This is a genomic window from Affinibrenneria salicis (assembly GCF_008710095.1).
On sequence record NZ_VYKJ01000013.1, the window covers coordinates 128,826 to 146,135 of the forward strand.

General features: G+C 48.8%; 16 protein-coding genes and 2 tRNA genes. 9 read left to right on the forward strand and 9 right to left on the reverse strand.

Annotated elements, in window-relative coordinates; genetic code table 11:
- Window positions 1-351: 351 nt before the first annotated feature.
- Window positions 352-2,910: an oxygen-sensing cyclic-di-GMP phosphodiesterase DosP gene (dosP, locus tag FJU30_RS20980; protein ID WP_150436924.1), complete on the forward strand. Its 2,559-nt coding sequence runs from the start codon at window positions 352-354 to the stop codon at window positions 2,908-2,910.
- 141 nt (window positions 2,911-3,051) lie between these two features.
- Here dosP and FJU30_RS20985 read toward each other — a convergent pair whose 3' ends face one another.
- Window positions 3,052-3,333 (reverse strand): hypothetical protein, encoded by a 282-nt coding sequence (locus tag FJU30_RS20985; protein WP_150436925.1) that lies wholly within the window; start codon window positions 3,331-3,333, stop codon window positions 3,052-3,054.
- On the opposite strand from FJU30_RS20985, the gene FJU30_RS20990 reads away from it, so the two are divergent.
- Together FJU30_RS20990 and FJU30_RS20995 are read left to right on the forward strand one after the other, a co-directional pair.
- Window positions 3,298-3,371: transfer RNA gene (locus tag FJU30_RS20990), tRNA-Cys, on the forward strand. The two genes, FJU30_RS20985 and FJU30_RS20990, sit on opposite strands and share 36 nt — an antisense overlap.
- Window positions 3,372-3,377: 6 nt before the next feature.
- Window positions 3,378-3,464, forward strand: a tRNA-Leu gene (locus tag FJU30_RS20995).
- Window positions 3,465-4,359: 895 nt separating this feature from the next.
- Here FJU30_RS20995 and FJU30_RS21000 read toward each other — a convergent pair.
- The 3 genes from FJU30_RS21000 to FJU30_RS21010 form a co-directional block, all read right to left on the reverse strand.
- Window positions 4,360-5,619: a glycosyltransferase family protein gene (locus FJU30_RS21000; RefSeq protein WP_150436926.1), complete on the reverse strand. Its 1,260-nt coding sequence runs from the start codon at window positions 5,617-5,619 to the stop codon at window positions 4,360-4,362.
- A 10-nt stretch (window positions 5,620-5,629) separates the two neighbouring features.
- Window positions 5,630-6,622 (reverse strand): glycosyltransferase, encoded by a 993-nt coding sequence (locus FJU30_RS21005; protein WP_150436927.1) that lies wholly within the window; start codon window positions 6,620-6,622, stop codon window positions 5,630-5,632.
- Window positions 6,623-7,339: 717 nt separating this feature from the next.
- Window positions 7,340-7,759: a hypothetical protein gene (locus FJU30_RS21010; protein WP_150436928.1), complete on the reverse strand. Its 420-nt coding sequence runs from the start codon at window positions 7,757-7,759 to the stop codon at window positions 7,340-7,342.
- A gap of 69 nt (window positions 7,760-7,828) precedes the next feature.
- On the opposite strand from FJU30_RS21010, the gene FJU30_RS26915 reads away from it, so the two are divergent.
- Window positions 7,829-7,996, forward strand: coding sequence for a hypothetical protein (locus FJU30_RS26915; RefSeq protein ID WP_191091661.1), 168 nt, complete (start codon window positions 7,829-7,831; stop codon window positions 7,994-7,996).
- Window positions 7,997-8,303: 307 nt separating this feature from the next.
- Here the strand turns inward: FJU30_RS26915 and FJU30_RS21015 are convergent, their stop codons facing one another.
- Genes FJU30_RS21015 through FJU30_RS21025 form a run of 3 tightly spaced genes read right to left on the reverse strand, consistent with a single transcriptional unit; the run spans window position 8,304 to window position 10,044 of the window.
- On the reverse strand, window positions 8,304-9,143 hold the full coding sequence (locus FJU30_RS21015; RefSeq protein WP_150436929.1) for an MBL fold metallo-hydrolase: 840 nt from the start codon (window positions 9,141-9,143) through the stop codon (window positions 8,304-8,306).
- 21 nt (window positions 9,144-9,164) lie between these two features.
- Window positions 9,165-9,491: a hypothetical protein gene (locus FJU30_RS21020; protein ID WP_150436930.1), complete on the reverse strand. Its 327-nt coding sequence runs from the start codon at window positions 9,489-9,491 to the stop codon at window positions 9,165-9,167.
- A gap of 7 nt (window positions 9,492-9,498) precedes the next feature.
- Window positions 9,499-10,044, reverse strand: a complete 546-nt coding sequence (locus FJU30_RS21025) for a sugar ABC transporter (protein ID WP_150436931.1) — start codon at window positions 10,042-10,044, stop codon at window positions 9,499-9,501.
- Between the two features lie 159 nt (window positions 10,045-10,203).
- Between FJU30_RS21025 and FJU30_RS21030 the strand changes: the two genes are divergently transcribed.
- On the forward strand, window positions 10,204-11,106 hold the full coding sequence (locus FJU30_RS21030) for a LysR substrate-binding domain-containing protein (protein ID WP_150436932.1): 903 nt from the start codon (window positions 10,204-10,206) through the stop codon (window positions 11,104-11,106).
- Window positions 11,107-11,749: 643 nt separating this feature from the next.
- On the opposite strand, the gene FJU30_RS21035 is transcribed toward FJU30_RS21030, so the two are convergent.
- The gene (locus tag FJU30_RS21035; RefSeq protein ID WP_150436933.1) at window positions 11,750-12,205 is read right to left on the reverse strand and encodes an IrmA family protein; all 456 of its coding nucleotides are present in this window, start codon (window positions 12,203-12,205) and stop codon (window positions 11,750-11,752) included.
- 567 nt (window positions 12,206-12,772) lie between these two features.
- On the opposite strand from FJU30_RS21035, the gene FJU30_RS21040 reads away from it, so the two are divergent.
- Window positions 12,773-13,132, forward strand: coding sequence for a hypothetical protein (locus FJU30_RS21040; RefSeq protein ID WP_150436934.1), 360 nt, complete (start codon window positions 12,773-12,775; stop codon window positions 13,130-13,132).
- Window positions 13,133-13,529: 397 nt separating this feature from the next.
- Here the strand turns inward: FJU30_RS21040 and FJU30_RS27310 are convergent, their stop codons facing one another.
- Entirely contained in the window at window positions 13,530-13,796 is a 267-nt protein-coding gene (locus FJU30_RS27310) for a hypothetical protein (protein ID WP_223881660.1), read from the reverse strand.
- Window positions 13,797-14,174: 378 nt separating this feature from the next.
- Between FJU30_RS27310 and dsrB the strand changes: the two genes are divergently transcribed.
- The 3 genes from dsrB (at window position 14,175) to flhC (ending at window position 17,229) form a co-directional block, all read left to right on the forward strand.
- Window positions 14,175-14,363: a protein DsrB gene (gene dsrB / locus FJU30_RS21045; protein WP_150436935.1), complete on the forward strand. Its 189-nt coding sequence runs from the start codon at window positions 14,175-14,177 to the stop codon at window positions 14,361-14,363.
- A gap of 1,934 nt (window positions 14,364-16,297) precedes the next feature.
- Window positions 16,298-16,648 carry a flagellar transcriptional regulator FlhD gene (gene flhD / locus FJU30_RS21050; protein ID WP_150436936.1) on the forward strand — a complete coding sequence of 117 codons (351 nt, stop codon included), beginning with the start codon at window positions 16,298-16,300 and terminating at the stop codon, window positions 16,646-16,648.
- Window positions 16,649-16,650: 2 nt separating this feature from the next.
- The gene (gene flhC / locus FJU30_RS21055) at window positions 16,651-17,229 is read left to right on the forward strand and encodes a flagellar transcriptional regulator FlhC (protein WP_150436937.1); all 579 of its coding nucleotides are present in this window, start codon (window positions 16,651-16,653) and stop codon (window positions 17,227-17,229) included.
- Window positions 17,230-17,310: the final 81 nt, after the last annotated feature.

A 17,310-nucleotide genomic window follows, 5' to 3' on the forward strand; every position in this document is an offset into this window, starting at 1 on the left:
GCGGAGGGAACCGTTGTCCGGCCGGGGAAAAATGATTTTTTCCCATCAATGGGAAGAATAGCGAAGTGACTATCGCTGTCTGCGTTCAATTGCCTTGCCGGCCGCAGAGTAATCTGAGGTTCAGATTTTTTTTCGTACTGCCGATAATTTAGTTGTCTTGCTAATAATAACTTTTCCGTGCTATCAGAATGTAACGAAGTTGTAGCGAAAAAATTGTAAAAATTACCTATAGCACGCTTCGTATGGTGATAGTGTCGTGTGTGCCGCACTGTATCCTGGTACAGAATATCTGCCGCAAACCTGATATCCGGACGATTAACTGCTGCTGCCGGTTTGCATAGAGGATCAGTCATGATCAAGATGGAAAATCCGGGCGCTGATATCCATCGCATTTTGCTTTCTGCGTTAGAACAGTCCGCTGTGGCTGTCGTACTGGTTGATGAAAATGACGTTGTTCAGTTTTTTAACCGGGCCGCAGAGCGCCTTTGGGGTTATGAGCGCCATGAAGTCTCTGGCGAGAGTATACGGACACTGCTGCCGGAGATGGCGCTGCAGTCATACGATGACGGCCGCGACGGGTCGCAGAGAATGCTGGATGACGCCGCGAACAACCAGACGATACGGCTGAAACGGCGTGATGGCCGGAAACGCTGGGCGTCGTTGACGCTAAACCGTTTTGAACTCGACAACTGTATTTACGTGATGTTCATGGCGCAGGATGTGTCCGCCGCGATGCTGCGGCGTGAACAGGATCGCCTGCTGCTGCTGGCGGTCAATCACACTGATTATCCGGTTATGGTTTTTGACGCCGGCCGCCGGATCGCACATGTCAACCAGGCCTTTAGCCAGGTATATGGTTTCCGGCTGGATGAGGTGATGGGACGCGATCTGCTCTCGGTCCTCATCAGCCCGTCAATGCCGGGCGATGAACTTGAACAGTTCTGTGCGCGTCCCTGGGGAAAAGCCTGCTGCATGGCTGAAGCGATGGTTCTGTATAAGGACCAACGCGAGGCCTGGGTGAGAATATCCAGCTCGCCCGCTCTCGACGTTAAACTGGCCGATCTGTATGGCTATTCGGTGGATATCGTTACCGATGTCACTGAAGAGCGGCAGATTAGAGAGCTGGAGCGTGATGTGTTGGAGGCGCTGACCAGCAACCTGTCGTTTGAGGGGCTGGGCGATTACCTGTGCCGGCGTATTGAAGCGATTGCGCCTGGCGTGGTGGTGGATGTCTGCCGTGTTGAAGAACGGCGCATTCGTCCGTGGGCCGCGCCCAACTTCCCGCCCGGCTACACGGCGATCTGGAACGGGGTGGAGATCGGCGAAGGCGTGGCCAGCAGCGGCACCAGCGCTTATCGCGGCGAGCCGGTTATCGTCAGCGATATCGGCAGCGACCCGCTGTGGGCCGCCTGGCGGCATTTGGTGCTGCCGCTGGGCGTGCACGCCTGCTGGACCTATCCGGTCAAACGGCGCGATGGCGAGGTGGTGGGAACGTTCTCCTTTTACTTTAAGCCCGGCGGCGAACTCAATGCGTGGCTGGAGCGCATCGCGCATACCTGCGTACATCTCTGCAAGCTGGCGCTCGAACGTGAAGAAAACCGCCAGCATATGACTCATCTGGTGCAGTTTGATGCGCTTACCGGTTTGCCTAATCGCGATCAGCTGTATCTGAAAATGGATGAGCAACTGAGCGATTCGCCGGAACAGGAAATCGCGGTTTTTTGTCTGGATCTCGATCGTCTGCGCGATATTAACGATACGCTGGGCTATGCGGCCGGCGACCTGGTGATGGTCACCATGGCCAACCGGCTGAAAAATGGTTTGCGCTCCGGCGAGTTTCTGTACCGTTCCGAGGGCGACCTGTTTTTCATCATCGCGCCCGGCTACGACATTCGTCACGCTTCGCTAATGGCGGAGCAGATTCAGCAGATTATCGGCGAACCGATCGACGTCAGCGGTCATTCACTGAGCCTGTCCGTCAGCATTGGCATCAGCCACTACCCGGAAGGCGGGCACGATCGCGATATTCTGCTCACCTATGCCAAACACGCGATGAACCGCGCGCGGGACGCCGGCGGCGGCGGCTGGCAGTTCTTTGCGCCGGAAATGAATATGATCGCCCGCGAGCGCCTGCTGCTCGGCGCCGCGTTAAAACGCGCGATTGCCGCCGGCGATCTGCGTTTGCAATATCAGCCGCAGATCTGCCTGCAAAGCGGGAGACTGTACGGCGTTGAGGCGCTGGCTCGCTGGTATGATCCGCAGTTTGGCGTGGTGCCGCCGGATAAATTTATCCGCCTGGCCGAAGAGATCGGCAAAATTGATGCGATTGGCCGCTGGGCGTTGCGCGAGGCCTGTCGCCAGATGGCCGGATGGCGCAATGACCAGTTGGCGGTACCGCAGGTTTCGGTCAACCTCTCGCCGTTTAATTTTCGCCATCGTGATTTGCCGGATTTTGTCGACGGCGTCCTGCGCGAACATCGTCTGCCCGGCCAGTGTCTGACCATTGAGATTACCGAAAGCACCATGATGGCGCTGACCGACGATATGCTGGAGGTGGTGCATCGCATTCGTGCGCTGGGCGTCGGTTTATCGGTGGATGATTTCGGCACCGGCTTTTCCAGTTTGTCGAACCTGGCCAATTTGCCGGTAACCGAGGTGAAAATCGATCGCAGCTTTATCGACAAATGCCTGAAGGAAAACCGTCAGCAAGCGCTGGTGACGGCGGTCATCGGCATTGGCCGCAGCCTGGATCTGGCGGTGGTGGCCGAAGGCGTGGAAACGGAAGAACAGCGCCGACTGCTGGCTAATCTGCGCTGTCCCGTAGGGCAGGGCTATCTGTTCTCCTGCGCGCTTACGCCCCAGGCGCTGGCCAAATGGGTTAAAGCCGCCATCACGGATACGGCCAGTTGAAGCCGAATTATGTCCGGCCGCCGCAATCCGCTGCGTCATGCGGATTGCGGCGGTCGGGCGTTTCACTTCATGACGCCCGCGCGCTGCGCGTGGCGCAATCGGCTGACTGAATTTCCCTCAAATCGCGCGTTTGCGCGACGATTAAACGCCGAATTCAGGCGGAATTTCCTGTGCAATCACATAAATGGCGTAGTTTTGAGCATTCGGACAAGGATGGGTGAAAAGGGACTTGCCATCCATGACTAACAAGGCCATAATAGCGTCCATTCCTGAAACGGGAAACGGAAAAACATTATTAATCAGTAAGTTAGGATAAGCAGCTGGATGGATCCTGATGCAAATCTGAAAGGTTAACTCACTGATTGCAAGGTAATAATTAAAGAATACGGCGCGTTGGCAGAGTGGCCATGCAGCGGATTGCAAATCCGCCTACCTCGGTTCGACTCCGGGACGCGCCTCCACTTTCGGCCCGGGTGGTGGAATCGGTAGACACAAGGGATTTAAAATCCCTCGGCGTACGCGCTGTGCGGGTTCAAGTCCCGCCCCGGGCACCATGAATTAAAGTCTAATTAAAATAAGTAGTTAGATAAGAATATTTGACCGCCGTAAGGCGGTTTTTTTATGTCTGAAAAACGCCGGGCGATGAAAAGCAGGGAAAGGTGCAGAGTACTCAGTCAGAAAACAGCTTCTATCGATTAAGATAGCAATACATTGCTTGAGAATTTAATGTGTGTTTTTTTAGGCTTTTTATTCTTTTTCTCTATTTATTTGTTCATTTACTCTGATACAGGGATTGAACGGTTTATTTATATCAGTCTTTCTATTGTCGCCGGGTATCTGATATACAAACTTTACCTGAAAGATCAGAATAAAACCCTCCTGGGTTTTTACTTTCTGATAAATAAAAAGATATGCGGAGTCCGGTCTGTATCACCTCCCTGCCAGCTACCGTGACTGACCCCTCGATCAGAAACATTCTCCGGGCGATTCAGAAAATCCTTAAGCCGGCGGCAGGCGATATCAAAATATGGCTGGCTCATCTCAATACAGGTGAAACGATAGCCGGCACGCAGAACGGCAGGGGCGGTTGAGGCGCTGTCCATAACCGATCAAGGATGTGACCATCGGGCGAGACCGGTCTGATCGGCCGGGCCATCAGCTCCACCGGCTTACCTGTCATATGCAGCTTTTCTGCCGGTATAATCCGTTGCGATAGTATTCCCGGCCACGGGTCGTCGTGCTGACATTTAGGCAAAGTGCCGACTCTGCCCCAGACCACGTACTCACACTGATGACGAGAATGGCCGGTATGCGGCGCATGGCTGGATGCGGTGTTATACCACGGCGCCAGACCGCGACAGATAAAGCGCCGGCCATGTAATTCCCTTAGCGGCTGCTGTTTTTTCTGTTTCTTTTTGGTTGTCTGCTTTTTTGGGGAGGATTACCAATTCATTTTTTATTATTTTCCGATTTATTTAACAACGCCAAATATTTCCCAAGAATGACGCTTTGGTTACATGATTTTTGCATTTCATTCTGGGGGAGAAAATTAGCCAGTCTCCGCTCTTCATTTAATGAATCTTTAAATTCATTAACATTTCCCAATACGGAAAGATAATTTTCAGGGATTTCTCGAAGTACAAAATTCTGGTGTTGGAGAAAAGTAATGTTCTGAGGCGTGACAAATGTGGATAGGTCAGGATTATCAAAATGTGGTGTTATAAGCACAGGATATCCTAAAGATGCCGCTTCTATAGGAATCTGGCCAACGCCACTAATAAAAAGGTATTTGTCTACATTCTCTTTCAGATGTTTTATCGTGTCGATATGGCCAATAAATGCGCTTTTTGACACATCTAAAGACACTATCTTTTCAACTGTTTCTCTGTTTTTTTCTTTATCATAGGTACCGGCAATTTCAAAATTCCATCCATTTTTATGGCATATAGAAATAAAATTAATGATGGTAAGTATCTTATCTGGTTCAATGCGAGAGATGAAAAGCGCTTTACTTTGCTTCTTATACTGCCATACAGGGGTAAGATGCTCAATCCAATTTAAGATATGAGTAACATTGGAAATACCTTTTCGATAAGCACTGGCTGTTCTGTAGTTGAGTTTATTGAGCCGTTTCTGATCAATTTTTAGTTGTTCATGAATACAGCATCCTACTCTTGTTACTTTAAGTAATTTATCGAGATCTATGTCATGAAAAAAACGAGTCGATTTAAATTGAAATTCGACAACCCCGGGCTTTATCGTTTCTATTAGTGCCATAAAGAGTTTAGTTGCATTAGGTGCTTTGTAATCAAGCGAAAAATTAGGAAAGGTAAGAAGTTGTTTGTAACGATTGTATGTGGAGATGATCATCGGAGAGTAGCCATTTTCTTGTAAAAAATAAAATAGGCGTGTTATACGTGATTCCACACCGCCAGTTTCCTGAAGATAATCTACGACGAAAAGAATGCGGCGTTCAATATTGCTCGAAGACAAGGAGTCTGCGAGTGCTAGATTTTTTAACTGCTTCTGCTCATTCAGGATAATTCTGGGGTTGTCGTTTCTATTTTTATGCCAAATGGGAAAGTTGAATAACCGTATTTCATCATGTGCATAATGTCTTATAATAGATAACGCATTAATATTTAATAATTTATACTCGTATTTTTTTCCAAAAAAACCGGCACCTTTTTTTTTGCTGAAAATTTTCATTCGTAACCTGTCATTTTTTTGAAAAAAATTTAAGTTTTAAATACTTTAAATAAGACAGAATAAAAAGAACATACTTGTGGTTATGTTTAAAGTGAGACTTTTGTCTCGACATTTGCTTATAATTCACGGGGTTTAATAGTGGTACGTTACGCCAGGGGGATGTTTCTCGTGCCTGTTCAAAAAAACGTATCTCCGTGTAAAATGTACTCCAGCTATGAAATGGTTTGGTTAACCCAACATAATGAATTAAAACGACATCATCGCTAATAAGTGAATTTCCAGACCGTCTTTTTGTTATATGACTATCGATAGAGAATATATAGTTATAAACTTTATCGATATTAACAACATGTTTATTCATGAGTATGTTTAACGCATCCTGGTCTGGATATAAAAAATTGTTGTTCTGAACAAGTTGTAGTACATTTTCTGGTATATTTTTTTCTGCCATCTTTTTAACTGACATGTACATAACGCCAGAGTTGAAATATTTTCTCGTGTCTATATTGTCAAGATTTGATTTTTCCTTTGCATGATCATCAGCAACAGTATATGCCATGGTATCGTTTTCAAAATTCAAACTTAAAAAGTAAGAAATACTTCCTTTGCATATGACATCTGCATCCAAATATAAAACATAATTTAATGATTTGGATAAATAATGGATTATTAGTAATCTGTAGTAAATTGCAGGGCTCCATGCCTTTGATGGAATAGGTAATTTATTGAATCCACTCCCATCTATTTCATAAAGGACTATTCTTGTTTTATTTTTTAAAGAAAGCTCTTGAAATAATTTTACTCTTGATTCATCTACAGAGTCGATAAAAACATGAAAATTAAAGCTAATCTCTTTATTGTTTAACAATAGTGATGCGATTGAAACGCCAACACCATAAACAAAATCCCCATCGACGCCATATGCTACATGGAAAATATTTTCCCCCCGGTTCATGGTATTATCAATATCAATAATGTTTTTTATTATATTGTAATCAAACATGGTTAGTTATTTACCTTATAAGAATAATAAGTCGTACTGTGCAAAAACATGAGTTATCTGCACTGGTTCAACCGATCCAGCTAAATAGGCTGTGTTTATGACGTGAAAATCAGGCACCTGTTTAAGTAAAAACAAGGCATAGCTAATCCTTTCCAAAAATGGAAATAGTTCATTAAAAACATATGGTTATATTAAGATCTTAAAAAGATCTTACCTGCATTGCCGATCAAAAGATAATCGTTTTCATAGATCGATTAGATCTTATCGATCGGTGATAACGATCGACGGCCCAGCGGTTAGCTGCTTGTGTAACAGTATGAAAAACAAGTGAGTGGATAATGTGCTTTGCGAAGAAAACTGAGCGTAAAAGTGTGCTTATTCACTCAGGGATATGGCCGCGCCCTGGGGTTATCGGCGAGGGAAACGCGAAAACACACAGGGCGGGAAAGAGGTGACGTGGAGTAAGCCGCACCTGGCGATAAACGCCTCCACGCATCAGGAGCGTTGCTCCGGCCTGTCGCTCCGGCGCCGTAACGGATGCCCGTACGTTAGCGAAAATGATGAGTCTGATGTTCCAGAAGAAACATCAGCGTGGGTGAACGGTGTTATCTGAAGGATGGCGCGGAGAGCGTATTTTCACGCCGGCTTCAGAAACATTCTCCGGGCTATTCAGAAAATCCTTAAGCCGGCGGCAGGCGATATCAAAATACGGCTGGCTCATCTCAATACAGGTGAAACGATAGCCGGCATGCAGAACGGCAGGGGCGGTTGAGGCGCTGTCCATAACCGATCAAGGATGTGTCCATCGGGCGAGACCGGCCTGATCGGCTCCACCGGCTTACCTGTCATATGCAGCTTTTCCGTCGGGATAACCCGTTGCGATAGCATTCCCGGCCACGGGGCGTCCTGCTGACATTTAGGCAAAGTGCCGACTCTGCCCCAGTCCATGTACTCACACTGATGACGAGAATAGCCGGTATGCGGAGCACGGCTGGCCGCGGTTTTATCCCACGGCGCCAGACCGCGCCAGATAAAGCCGCCGATCTGTAATACATCGGTCAGTATCGACAACTGCCGCCAGTCACTAAACAACATGGCATAGCCGAAGGGAATAATCAGCCGGCAGGTCTGTTCCATCCACTGCGTCATCCAGAACGACTATGAACGGGCATCCCGGTTATCGCTTGAGCATTCGGGATAGCGTGAGTGACAGGGGTATTCATTGCCGGGCTGGTCGTGCGGCTGGTATGCGCCATGCCGCCGCTGGAGTATGGCGGATCGCTAATCAGCAGTGCGAAAATGTCGCCAGGATGGCGGAAGAGGGCGACCCGGCGTCTGACGGGGATCAATGAGGGAACGTCGTCTGCCGTGTGAGTTCAGTGGCGGAAATAGCGATGTTACGATTGAAACCGGTGTACGGTGAATGGCTATCGCTGTGAGATTACGATGATGTCGATGAGGAAGGCGATGACGCGGGGAAAAGTAATGAACGCCATGACCCCACTGGGTATGCCGTGCACATTTACATTGCCAGAACGACATGAAAACGGCCCGGCCGTGCCTAAAATGATTTATTCAATAAATCCCTTCTCCAGCCTGAGCGCAATGACGCTCGATTTCCCGTTCGTCCTGCCTGGTTTTCTCTCGGCGTGGGCCAGAGCCAGTCGCCAGGATCGATTCCTCAGGTTTCGTAAGATATTTTGTAGATCTTACCTGCCCGCTCGATATGTGCAAATCCAGGTTCGCCAAGGTGCATACCCGCGATAAGAATCTTGTCCGAACTGACGATATCCAGCAGTTTTGAACGTGTGTCGGCGGCAATCGTCGGGTTCTGGTCAAATGCAATTGATACGTCGGGGCGAGCAATCTGGATTTGAGGGAAATGAACGATATCCCCCCATATCAACAGGCTATGATTAGCGGAGTCAAGGCGATAACCAGTATGTCCTGCGGTATGCCCCGGAAGGGGGACCGCACTGACGCCAGGGAGGACTTCATTATTAGTAAACGTGCGTATCTTCTCCCGATATTTATCGAAGACATTCCGGGCAAATAGAAAGTTTCCACGAGCGCGCTCACTCGCCCGACTGAGATTACCATCATCCTCCCAGAAAGAAACCTCACGCTGGTGGATGACTAATTCTGTATCGGGGAAGGCCGCTTCTCCTGACGAATCAACCAACCCTCCGATATGGTCGGGATGAGCATGAGTCAGAAGAATCGTGTCGATATCGGAGGGGCGTACGCCAGCAATTGCAAGATTTGCTTTTAGTTTGCCGCCCCATTGTTTAAATCCCCCTGCGCCTGCATCGATCAAAATAGTGCGACCACGGCCACGAACCAGGTAGCAATTGATGTGAATAGCAGATGGATCGTTCACACCTGCGTCTTGCTGGCGTCGGGATGCATCCGCTGGATCGATATTGGAAAGCGAATCCAGACTTGTGGAAAGGTATCCGTCACTGATAGCCGTGATCGAAAACATTCCAGTCTGCTGGCCGGGAAATTTCATGTTATTCATCGCTATACTCCAGGTCGATAATCAGTTGCGTGCATGAATGGCCGTTGCCGCATAGCCAAAGCAACGAATGCGTGCAGTAAGACCCGTATTTCGTTTTATGATTTCATCCAGTCTTTCCATGAAGGAATCCATGATTGATTTCGTCCTGAACGGTTCAAGACGATATTTGATTTCTGCGAACGCCGGGTGTCCTCGTCCGTAACGAACAGCCACATAGATGATGTGCACGTTCTCTGGCGCAGCCTTAAGAATTCCTGTGCAAAGCCGGGCGCATTGCGCGGTAAGTGCGGAGAGATTCCCTTCTGGCGGCATCTCTTCCGCCGGGATAAAAATCGTGACGTTGGGCATTTCGATTCTACCTCGACGCCAGGGAAGCGGCATCACCGCTGCTTGTCAATTGCTCAGTCATCGGCACATAGAGATGGACGCCCTGCGGAAGGCCTTCCAGACTGAGGTCAATGGGGCGAGCCAGCTTCGCCAGCCACCGATGTTCAGGCAATTTCTCTAATGCAACAGCCTGCATCTGATAAGGCGTGAGGCCCATCTCGATGAGACGCCCGGGGCCGACTGCACTCTCCACCAGATATTCGTCTTTACTGATGGCCGGAGCACGGTTAATACCACCGTAAAGATTGCGGCGCCAGTCAGTGATGTGCCGCTGCCAGCGCGCAAAATTACCACCGCCTTTCTGACGATACTCATCTCCCTGAAGAATATTGAGATTGTCGATCGAATGAATGGCGAGGTAACGCGGGCAATCGGCGCTCAACGCCTTGAAGCGCTGCGAGGTTTGGAATCCGCTTACTGAAATGAGCGCGGGTAGTTTTTCCAGACTATAAAAAGCATTCCACTCCGCTTCTTCGGCTGGATCGACGAAGCTGCATTCGACGGTATAAATCATTAGATCACTCGCGACCGGAAGCGTTGTGCGTCCGGGTTCCTTTGTTGACGTTATGTCATGTTATGGCGTTGGAATGTGCATAGAAATCGATTTTTCGGTATGCTTCAGTGATAAAAAATCAAGGTGAGTCGGACATTCAGATCCGAATCAGGAACGTTTATGCGCCGTAAAATCCCCAGCAATACATCCCTGATGGCATTCGAGGCGGCTGCACGCCATGGTAGTTTTGCGCGTGCGGCGAACGAACTGTCTCTAACCGAAGGCGCTATCAGCCGTCAGATTGGCCGCCTGGAAACGTTCCTCGGCGTCATGCTGTTCGAGCGAATCGGAAATCGCGTCCGGCTCCTGCCTAACGGAGAACGCTATGCGACCCAGGTTGGTGAATTGCTTGACCGACTGGAACGGGACAGCCAGTACCTGATGGGACAGCCGGGCAATGGAGCAAGCCTGGATATTGCCGCCATCCCGACTTTCGCCATGCGATGGCTCATTCCTCGCTTGTCGCGATTCCAGCAGAAACATCCGAACATCACGGTACATCTTGCCGAGCGCATGGAACCCTTCGTCCTGGCCGAAAGCGGATTTGATGCGGCAATCCATTTCGAACATCCGGCCTGGACGGGAATGCGGATACACCGACTGTTGAATGAAGTGCTGGTTCCGGTTTGTCATCCTGAGTTTCTGACGGAAGGCAAAGGGACAATCGCATTGGATACGCTACCGCGCCTGCACCGACGACAAAACCCTGAAGCCTGGCAACGTTACTCCCAGGAAACTGGAATCTCACTGACCAATCCTGCAATTGGCGCGCGCTACGATCTTCATGCCATGTTGATTGAAGCGGCCCTGGCCGGCCTGGGCGTTGCGCTGGTACCGCGCCTCTACGTTGAAACCGAACTTGCGTCAGGCAGGTTGGCCGCTCCGTGGCCAGAGGGGAAAACCATCGCCAAAACATTCTGTCTCATCCTCCCTGAGCCGATCGGATTAAGCGGGAAGCCAATACAAGAGTTTGCTCAATGGATAATAGATGAAGCCAAAATGACGACGACGGTTAAGCCATAGAGAGTCTGCTTCTCTCTATTTCGTTAGACAGACCAACTGTGCAGCCGCCCAAGCGTCGACGGACGCGACACCGCAGCGCACCGTCGTGGCGAGCTGCTGTCCTGGGCGAGGTCGCTCTCTCTGGTCGCCATGGCACCAGGCTGAATCTCATTTTTCAATCCCGTATTGTATCGTGTCGCGTCCCGCGGCAAGCATGACGTGCGCTAATAGATGTCCACGACGAACTGACGCCGGGCGCCAGGCGGTGCTTAAGAGCGGTTGCGGTAATCACGGCTTTGAAGCGCCAGCCCGCAGCGCTCAGCCATTCAACCATCGGTTGTTAAGCCGGCCGCCATTTGGTTCTTGAGGTACGTCGGTGCAATCGGCTTTGATGTATTGGCACTTTATGCCGGCATCAAATCTTTACTGGGCTTCTGACCGCTCAGAAACGAAAATAAATTGTTTAACTCATGACGTATGCACATTCAGTTTTAGCTCGACCTGAATACACCGCAATCAGACTGGCAAAATGGCCGATGCATTGATGCTTAATCGGCCAGATCTGGCGCGTTTTCAGTACCAGTCCATACCGCCGAGGGTATATGTTATTTTTTGTACTGACGTCATGATGTTTTCTCAGCGAAATTAAGCGGGGGGAGTGAAATCATGGTGTCACCGGGCGCGTTTTCTTTCCGTCGACCAGAACGGTGTATGGTTTAAATTCCCGGGCAGAGAATTCATTTACCGGAAGCGCTTTCTTTGCTCTTCCGGCTATTTCAATTACCTGTGTGATATTGATGGTCAAATCGCTTTCACAGTAGTTTTCACCTTCCAGTAATGCGGTCTGATAACGGGTCGCGTTTGAATCGCCAAACGGCTCTACGTTGAGCGTATCTTTTTGCAGCACCTTTCCGCTCTTATCCAGCACGTCGACAGAGATTTCCAGTTTTCCTACCGGCTCACCAAACGCTCCGCCGTTATCCAGCGTGAATTGTGCGCTACACGCCCCCTGACCCGCCCACACGGTGTCGGTATGCCAGATTTCTATCGCATGGACATTCCCGATAGTGACCAGCGTTATCAGCGCGGTGAATGCGGGGATTTTAAATAAACCTGCCATTTTTGCTCCTCTCTACGTTTTCCGGGTAACTAACGGTTATCGACCAATGGACGAGAAGCTGTGATTGTTTTTTCAAATCAATATTTATATATCGATCTGATAATTGCGTTGAAAAAACAGAGTGCTCATGGATAGCATTTCCCCGTAATCTGAATGCAGGCAATTCGCTATGAGCCGAAGGGCCGCGAAGCTGATACATCACGCTTTATCGACTGCCGGATCATCGCTATCCTTAAGCGGGCAGAGATTGGAACACCCGTACCTGAACTGTGCCGCGAATATGGCATCAGTAGCGCCAGTTTTTGTGCGGATTAAGTTCTGAATGAGCTAAGCCTGAATCCGCCAACATCACCTTCCTGAGATCAAAAGGCGATTACAACAATGTGACAACTTAGTCGATACTACCCGCCGCAGATAGTAGTGGTGGGTCAGGTATGGCTTGTGTCGCTCGCAACGGTCAGTCTACCCTCAGCGTTGGCGTCATCCGCAAAAACATGGATGTAGCGCGTCAGTTTTGGACGTATGATTGGGTGAGGATAAATACAAAATAGCGGATGGGCCTCTTTTATGAAACGAATGATATTTATAGCTTCTCTGGGTTTTATGTCTACAGTAGCATCGGCTAAAACGGTTTCTGACTTTATTAATGAACATCCTGATATTGCAAAAAATCCCACCATCAAAGCAGCAATACAAGAAGGTGCCATGGGTAATGCCGTCATGGCCGCGGCAAGTGATGGTCTTCCTCCTGAGGCGTTAAGTGATAAGTCGACAGAGTTGCTGCGTGAAAATGGATATGAATATGCTCAGGCAACATTGCGAGATCTGGCGACATTAAACTGTAGTGACAAAGAATATGCCGACATATCAGGCTTTCGTGAAAAAGACTGTCAGACGATTATCAGGGTGGACTCTGAAATAGAGTAGAAAACGGCTTAATTCACTGAACCCGCCATTAGGCGGGTTTTTTAATGTCCGGAGTAAAGTAAATACCTGGGTGGTAATCCTCGCGAAAAAAGCAGCTAGCCAATTAGCGCGGGCAGGCGTGGCGGTTATCCGTGTCAAACTCAGTCCGTCGTGGCCCTGGCCGCGACGCCGTTTCATCAACAGATTGCTTCATATTGCCTCGCCGGCGTTCGGGCTGATTTTTACGGCAGTGGCGAGGTCAGTATGCAATGTTTTCTTCCGTCGTCCCCCTGGCCGGCGGAGTCTCAGATGACGGTCGGTACGGGCGCGGCATCAGCCGGGCTGACGGCCAGCGGAATGATTATAGGGAAGGGAACTTGTTCGGCTGAGCCTTGCAGAACGGTGATCTGTCCTTGATTTAGCGCCACCTTATTTTCAAATCAATCGAGACAATCGAGACAATCGAGACAATCGAGACAATCGAGACAATCGAGACAATCGAGACAATCGAGACAATCGAGGCAATCGAGGCAATCGAGGCAATCGAGGCAATCGAGGCAATCGAGGCAATCGAGGCAATCGAGGCAATCGAGGCAATCGAGGCAATCGAGGCAATCGAGGCCACTATGGCAAGACAGCAATATGCTGCGGCGTTCAGGCGGAGCCGCGGCGTTGCTAGCCGCAAGCGGAAAACCCGTTGCCCGTAAGGCGCCGGCGTTTGCTATCAAGAAGAATATGTCCCGCAACGGAGCAATTTTCCCAGGATAAGAGCTTTATGAAAAAGGGCGCTATCTATTCTGTCGCGATGAGCTGACAGCGCGTTCGTCTGCGGTTAACGGCATGGTCTGGGTTCTCAGTTCCGGCGCACCGAGACGTGTGCATCCGCGTTGGCACAATCTATACTCATTTTGTACTATAGCTTTTGTTTTCGGGTGGCCGGCGCGTATTGGTTCTCTGGTTGCTAAGCGGCGTTCGCGGCCGTGATTAGCCGTTTTGCCGCTGACCCGCGGCCGGAAAACTATTGGGTTTAAACTTCCACTGAGCAATATTTAGCGGGTAGATAATGAAGGTTAATGATGTTGTGATGGTAAAGACGGATGGCGCCGACCGGCGCAAGGGGACTATTCTGGCCGTCGAAACCTTCCATGAGGGCACCATGTATCTGGTTTCTCTGGATGAGTATCCTGCCGGCGTGTGGTTTTTTAATGAAAACGACAGTCAGGATGGAACCTTCGTTGAGCTTTGCGAATAGCAAATTGTCGTCGTGCTGTATGAGTTGACCGCCAGCCGGAGGTCGGCTGCTGCGTAATTTTCCGCAGGTTGAAAGGGTCGCGTCGCTCATCGCGGTGTTTGCGCGTTGCGCGACGCGTGCCGATACGCAACAGTGCGCCATCGCGGGACAACCGTCGTCCACCATGGCGCTTGTTGCTGTGCGCAGACTCAGCCAGCGCTACCGACTATGACAGGTTAAAGCGGTCCGACATCATCCCGTCGGCGCGGAGCAGGGGCGTAGAATGTCGCCCGCGACCCCAAAATATATTTCTGCGCTCAGGTCTTCGGGCAATGAGTAATAATCTTAATTCTTATTCGATCTCGCATGTCGGCGTGAATGCGGAGCGGGGGGGCCGGCGTATAATTCATTATCCGGTCGTGATCATTGTTCACGCGTTATCGCCACAGATGAATACGGCAGAATAGCGACGCCAGGCGCTGGGCTAATATTATTACTGACCCATTAATCGGGCTAAACATTTTTTATGCTTTATCGGAGGGCGGATCGATTAGTTTGCCCCGCCTGGTGCAATCTGCTTTCAGAGTTCATTAATTTGGCTGATGGTTATTAGGCGGTACTATTCTGATGGGCGCTGGCGTTCTGCCGTTATGGCGTGGGATATCGATCGTGAACTGTAAAAAAACTGTAGTCAAAACAGCGGCGGCGCAGCGCGTCGGGCGATGCTTCTCTGGGACTGACGTAGCGCAAGCTAACGGAGTTGAGTAAAAAATGTCGAATTAATATGCAATGATAGCGGTTTCTTTGTCTGAAGAGCCCGTTTTAGGGCGAATTTCGTACGGATGGCCGTCATGACGCACAATTGCTAGCATTATGGCTAAGCGGCGCCTTCTCTTTTGTGATCGAAATATTACTGTTTAGCGACTTTTTTAACTTTAGTTACTTTGAGCTGATGCTATATATTATCGCTTTGCGATAAACCAGATTTTGTTTGATAAAGTATCACGCGTGGATGATTCCCTGCCAACGATGCTGATAATTAATTAACGATAGCTGATATCCGCGTTGCGATATTGGGTTGATGACGGAATAATGACGACGACTTTATAACGTTAGTTGTTTTTTTATTTATACGATTTTTTATCGTCAATAAAGATGTCGATGCTGTATTTATGATAATGATTTCTCTGCTGAGGTTGCGGGTTTCGTTAACCGTATTTGACTTTTAGCCATGTCCGTTTGCGTTTTATTTTTTTGATGAAATTTATTTATTCCCCAGAGTGATTACTATCAGATTAATGATTTTTAATAAGAATCATTAATCTGATTATTATATTTTATTGATCATAATTATTCTGTTTTGTCAATCCCCCTGTTTTACTGCTTCTGCCAGTTCTGCTGACTCTTCAGACACAGCTTGCACAACTGTTTTTCCACGATCTGACGGCGACCTGGTCGATGTATAGCGATTAGGGTGTTTTTATTTAATTGATATTTATCTGTTTTTTTATTTTTTATCGGCCTGTGGCGGCGAGTGTGCTTTTTGCGTGAGGGAGGGTCAGAGCGGCGCAAAAACTGTAAAGAGGTATTACCAGACGATAAAACAAACATAAAACTTCCATTTTTGTGATCTAGATCACATAATTATTAAAATTATTCTTCAGCTGCGTTGTATGTGCTGCGGATTAGGCGGTAGAGTGGCCGTGTTTTAGGAATAATCTTATAAATATGAGTGGGGGGAGAAGGGCGTACAGGAGTGCAAGCAGGATGGAATCGGTGTTAGGTAACCGAGGTGTTGCCGATATTATCATCTGTAGATTTAAAAATGAACGATTCAGTCAATGTCTGGCACCAGTGGTTTTCCTTATGCCAACAATGAAGAGTGATTTCTGAACCAGGCGATATGGTCTATCACCTTACTTATGTTTTAAGCATAACCTGTCGGGATGGGAAATATGGGTACCTCTGAATTACTCAAGCACATTTATGACATTAACTTGTCTTATCTGTTACTGGCCCAGCGCTTAATCAATGCCGAGAAAGATTCGGCAATGTTTCGCCTGGGAATTGATGAAGAGATGGCGGATGCGTTGTTAAAGCTTACGCTGCCTCAAATGGTGAAACTGGCGGAAACCAACCAGTTAATATGCCATTTTCGCTTTAATGACCACAATACAATCAGGATATTAACGCAGGAATCACGTGTAGACGATTTGCAGCAAATTCACACCGGGATCTTATTGTCGAGCCATTTATTGCAACAGATTTCTTCGAAAGAAGAGACCCCGCCTAAAAAAAGGGCATAGCGATGGTGGAAAAAAGTATTGTTCAGGAAGCAAAAGATATTCAGCTGGCGATGGAGCTGATCTCTTTGGGCGCCCGTTTGCAAATGCTGGAGAGCGAAACTCAGCTCAGCCGCGGCCGCCTGATTAAACTTTATAAAGAGCTGAGGGGTAGCCCTCCGCCAAAAGGAATGTTGCCGTTTTCTACTGATTGGTTTATGACCTGGGAACAAAATATTCATTCTTCGATGTTTTACAACACCTATGCATGGCTGTTAAAAGCCGGTAAAAGCAATGGTGTGGAAGCCGTGATCAAAGCATACCGGCTATACATTGAGCAGTGCGCCCCTCATGGCGATACGCCGCTGTTAGCGCTGACCCGTGCATGGACACTGGTGCGTTTTGTCGATAGCGGAATGCTCCAGCTTTCAACCTGTAGCTGCTGCGGCGGCTCGTTTATTACTCACGCTCACCAGCCGCTGAACGGCTTCGTTTGCAGCCTGTGCCAGCCACCTTCCCGCGCGGTAAAAAAACGTAAACTTTCGCCAAATCTGGCCGATATTATACCTCAACTGCTGGATGAACAGGTAAAACACGCAGTCTGAGCCTGATATTACAGGGATCTGCCGCAGCTAAAACGTGTCACTGCGCGCAGGTCTCTTCTCTCATCATTCTCAACTCTTCCG

What these genes read in the sequence shown, in the direction of transcription:
- FJU30_RS21005 (WP_150436927.1), bottom strand. Translation starts at nt 6,622, where the DNA reads ATGTTTGATTACAATATAATAAAAAACATTATTGATATTGATAATACC.
- FJU30_RS21010 (WP_150436928.1), bottom strand. Translation starts at nt 7,759, where the DNA reads ATGGAACAGACCTGCCGGCTGATTATTCCCTTCGGCTATGCCATGTTG.
- flhD (WP_150436936.1), top strand. Translation starts at nt 16,298, where the DNA reads ATGGGTACCTCTGAATTACTCAAGCACATTTATGACATTAACTTGTCT.
- FJU30_RS21015 (WP_150436929.1), bottom strand. Translation starts at nt 9,143, where the DNA reads ATGAATAACATGAAATTTCCCGGCCAGCAGACTGGAATGTTTTCGATC.
- dosP (WP_150436924.1), top strand. Translation starts at nt 352, where the DNA reads ATGATCAAGATGGAAAATCCGGGCGCTGATATCCATCGCATTTTGCTT.
- flhC (WP_150436937.1), top strand. Translation starts at nt 16,651, where the DNA reads ATGGTGGAAAAAAGTATTGTTCAGGAAGCAAAAGATATTCAGCTGGCG.
- dsrB (WP_150436935.1), top strand. Translation starts at nt 14,175, where the DNA reads ATGAAGGTTAATGATGTTGTGATGGTAAAGACGGATGGCGCCGACCGG.
- FJU30_RS21020 (WP_150436930.1), bottom strand. Translation starts at nt 9,491, where the DNA reads ATGCCCAACGTCACGATTTTTATCCCGGCGGAAGAGATGCCGCCAGAA.
- FJU30_RS21030 (WP_150436932.1), top strand. Translation starts at nt 10,204, where the DNA reads ATGCGCCGTAAAATCCCCAGCAATACATCCCTGATGGCATTCGAGGCG.
- FJU30_RS21000 (WP_150436926.1), bottom strand. Translation starts at nt 5,619, where the DNA reads ATGAAAATTTTCAGCAAAAAAAAAGGTGCCGGTTTTTTTGGAAAAAAA.
- FJU30_RS21025 (WP_150436931.1), bottom strand. Translation starts at nt 10,044, where the DNA reads ATGATTTATACCGTCGAATGCAGCTTCGTCGATCCAGCCGAAGAAGCG.
- FJU30_RS21035 (WP_150436933.1), bottom strand. Translation starts at nt 12,205, where the DNA reads ATGGCAGGTTTATTTAAAATCCCCGCATTCACCGCGCTGATAACGCTG.
- FJU30_RS21040 (WP_150436934.1), top strand. Translation starts at nt 12,773, where the DNA reads ATGAAACGAATGATATTTATAGCTTCTCTGGGTTTTATGTCTACAGTA.